The organism is Streptomyces phytophilus, from assembly GCF_013870535.1.
In the GTDB taxonomy this organism is placed as follows: Bacteria; Actinomycetota; Actinomycetes; order Streptomycetales; family Streptomycetaceae; genus Streptomyces; species Streptomyces phytophilus.
The window spans coordinates 1-3,658 of record NZ_JACBXC010000594.1; the positions used below are offsets into that span (position 1 = coordinate 1).

Here is a 3,658-nt window from a genome sequence, read left to right on the forward strand (position 1 = left end):
CGCACCACCCCCGTACCGCAAGGAGACCCACCGTGGCAGTCGTCGCGGAACCTACCCGGAACAGGCGAAGGCGCCGCAGCGGGCCGCACGCGCGCCGCGAGGCCCGGATCGGCCTGCTGTTCGTCCTGCCCTGCTTCCTGCTCTTCCTCGCCTTCCGCTTCGGCCCCGCGGTCGCCGGGGTGCTGATGAGCTTCACCGACTACACCCTGACCGGGGGCGGCAGCTTCATCGGCGCCGACAACTTCACCCGGCTCAAGGACGACCCGCTGTTCTGGGACGCGCTGCAGGTCACCGTGATCTACACGGTGCTGGCCGTGCCCGGCACCATCGCGGTCTCGGTGGGGCTCGCGCTGCTGACCCGGCGGGCGTTCCGCGGCTCGAAGGTCTTCCGGTCGGTGTTCTTCCTGCCGGTCGTCACCTCGCTGGTGCTGGCCGCGACCGTGTTCGTGTGGATCTTCTCGACCGGCGGCCCCTGGTCGACGGCGATGGGCTGGATCGGGCTGCCGGAGGAGTCGTGGCTCTCCCACGACACGCTGGTGGTGCCCGCTTTGGCACTCGTCGGCATCTGGTCGCGGTTCGGCTACGGGATGCTCATCCTGCTGGCCCGGATGCAGGACATCCCGCGGGAGCTGGAGGAGGCCGCGCTCACCGACGGGGCCGGGCCGTGGCAGCGGTTCCGGTACATCGTGCTGCCGCAGCTGCGGCCGGCGCTGTTCTTCCTCGCGGTGATCGAGACGACGGCCTCGTTCCAGGTCTTCGACGCGGTCTACACGATGACCGGCGGCGGGCCCGCCAACTCCAGCTACACGCTGGTCTTCCAGCTCTACGACGCCGGCTTCAAGTACTTCGACCTGGGCTACGCGGCGGCGATCGGCGTGGCGCTCTTCGCGCTGACGCTGGTGGTCGCGCTGATCCAGCGGCTGACGATCGGGAAGGACGACTGACCATGACCTCGGCCCCCGCGAAGACCCCGCGCGAGCAGCTACCGCCCGGACCCCGGAAGGCGGCCGGGCCCGGCAAGGGCGGCGCGCCCGGGCCCGCCGCCCGGCGCGCCGAGCGCCGCCTGCGGCGCGCCGCGAACCGCGACTCCGTACCGCACGCGATGCGCGGCAGCACCGGCGGCCGGATAGGCCGCGGGCTGCTCCTGGTGGTGGCCGCCGTCGTCACCGTCTTCCCGTTCTACGCGATGGTGGTGCTGTCGCTGAAGCCCGCCGCCGCGGTGGACTTCCCCGGCAGCCTGGTGCCCTGGCCGCTGGGCGGCGAGGCGTACGAGAGCGTCATGAACTCCCAGGACGTGCCGCGCTGGCTCTTCAACACCCTGCTGTACTCGCTGACGTCGGTGGTGGGCGTGCTGCTGCTGTCGTCGCTGGCGGGCTACGCCTTCGCCAAGAAGCGCTTCCCGGGGCGGGAGGCGATGTTCTGGTCGTTCCTGTCGATGGTGATGGTCCCGTACCACGTGACGATGATCCCGACGTTCGCGATGATCGCGAAGCTCGGCGGCGTGGACACGTACTGGGGCCTGATCGTGCCGACGCTGGCCAACGCCCAGGCGGTGTTCCTCATGCGGCAGTTCATCCAGGGGCTGCCGGACGAGCTGTTCGAGGCGGCGCGCCTGGACGGCTGCAGCGAGCTGCAGATCTTCGGCCGCATCGTGCTGCCGCTGCTCAAGCCCATCCTGGCCACGCTCGGCGTCTTCGTCTTCCTGTGGCACTGGAACGACTTCCTGTGGCCCCTGGTCATCGGCCAGTCCACGGACATGCGCACGCTCACCGTCGGCATCGCGTCCCTGCAGCAGCAGAACGTGCCGCTGAACGTCGTGCTGTCCGGCTCCGTCATCGCGTTCGTGCCCATCTTCGCCGCCTATCTGGTGGGCCAGCGCTACTTCACCGAGGGCGTCACGGCGTCCGGGATCAAGGGGTGAGAACCGATCGTGTTCGCTGACGAGACAGCGCTCGAAGAGCGCCTGGCCACCCCCTCCCGGGGACTGGTGGAGGACATGGCCCGGCTGGAGGGCGACCTGCTGGTGCTCGGTGCCGGGGGCAAGATGGGGCCGAGCCTGTGCCGGCTGGCGCGGCGCGCGCTGGACGCCGCGGGCCGTACGGACACGGCAGTCCACGCGGTGTCCCGCTGGTCGGACCCGGCCGCGGCCGAGCGGCTCCGGGCCGCGGGGGTGCGCACGGCGGCCTTCGACCTGATGGACCCGGACGCCGACCTGGCCGCCCTGCCGGACGCCGGGAACGTCGTCTTCATGGTCGGCGCCAAGTTCGGCTCCGCCGGGGCGCCTTCGCACGCCTGGGCGGTCAACGCGGGGCTGCCGGAGCGCGTCGCGCGGCGCTGGGCGGACTCGCGTGTGGCGGCGTTCTCCACCGGCAACGTCTACCCGCTGGTGTCCGTCGGCACCGGCGGCTCGACCGAGTCGGACCCGGTCGGCCCGGTCGGCGAGTACGCCATGTCGTGCCTGGGCCGCGAGCGGCTCTTCGCGCACGCGGCGCTCACCCGCGGCACGAAGGTGGCGCTGCTGCGCCTCAACTACGCGGTCGACCTGCGCTACGGCGTCCTCGCCGACATCGTCCAGCGGGTGCGGGCCGGCGCGCCCGTGGACGTCACCACCGGGCACGTCAACGTCGTCTGGCAGGGGTACGCCAACGAAGTCGCCCTGCGCGCGCTGCTGCACGCCCGCGCCGAGGAGCCGTTCACCCTCAACATCGCCGGCCCCGAGACCGCCGCGGTACGCCGGCTGGCGCACCGCTTCGGCGCGGAGTTCGGCGCGGAGCCCGTCTTCGAGGGAACCGAGGCCCCCACGGCCCTCCTCTCCGACGCCGGGGCCTGCCACGCTCTCTTCGGCTACCCGGACGTGCCGCTGCGCACCCTCGTCGGCTGGCAGGCCGACTGGCTGCGCCGCGGGCTCCCGCTGTCCGGCAAGCCCACCAAGTTCCAGGTACGCGACGGAAGGTTCTGAGCCGCCCCATGCCCACCGACCGCCCCACCCCGCTGGACGTCCTCGCCGACGGTGCCGTCATCCCCGCCCACCCGCTGGCCCTGAGCGCGGACCGGCGCCTGGACGAGCGCCGCCAGCGCGCCCTGACCCGCTACTACCTCGGTGCCGGCGCCGGCGGCATCGCCGTCGCCGTGCACACCACCCAGTTCGCCATCCGCGAGCCCCAGGTGGGCCTGCTGCGGCCGGTCCTCGAACTCGCCGCGGAGACCGCGGCGGAGAGCACGGCCGCCTCCGGCCGCCCGGCGGTGAAGATAGCCGGCGCCTGCGGCTACACCGCGCAGGCCGTCGCCGAGGCCGAACTGGCCGCGTCGCTGGGCTACGACGCCGTGCTGCTCAGCCCGGCCGTCCCGGGCGCCAACGAGGACGGGCTCCTGGACCGGGCCCGCGCCGTCGGCGAGGTGCTGCCGGTCATCGGCTTCTATCTGCAGGAGGCCGTCGGCGGGCGGTACCTGTCCCCCGCGTTCTGGGCGGCGCTGGCCGACCAGCCCTCGACGGCCGCCATCAAGATCGCGCCGTTCGACCGGTACCGCACCGCGGACGTGGTCCGCGCGGTCGCCGCCGCCGACCGCGGCCCGGAGGTCGCGCTCTACACCGGCAACGACGACGACATCGTCGGCGACCTGCTCACCCCGTACGACACGGCCGCGGGCCGGCGCTGGT

At 72.9% G+C, this 3,658-nt stretch carries 4 protein-coding genes; all 4 read left to right on the forward strand.

The window, feature by feature from the left end; translation table 11 throughout:
- Positions 1–32: 32 nt before the first annotated feature.
- On the forward strand, positions 33–944 hold the full coding sequence (locus H5J30_RS21895) for a carbohydrate ABC transporter permease (protein WP_181789094.1): 912 nt from the start codon (positions 33–35) through the stop codon (positions 942–944).
- Between the two features lie 2 nt (positions 945–946).
- On the forward strand, positions 947–1,921 hold the full coding sequence (locus H5J30_RS21900) for a carbohydrate ABC transporter permease (protein WP_181789095.1): 975 nt from the start codon (positions 947–949) through the stop codon (positions 1,919–1,921).
- Between the two features lie 9 nt (positions 1,922–1,930).
- Positions 1,931–2,959, forward strand: a complete 1,029-nt coding sequence (locus tag H5J30_RS21905; RefSeq protein ID WP_181789096.1) for an NAD-dependent epimerase/dehydratase family protein — start codon at positions 1,931–1,933, stop codon at positions 2,957–2,959.
- Positions 2,960–2,967: 8 nt separating this feature from the next.
- On the forward strand, positions 2,968–3,658 hold a 691-nt coding region (locus H5J30_RS21910; protein ID WP_181789097.1), incomplete at its 3' end, for a dihydrodipicolinate synthase family protein.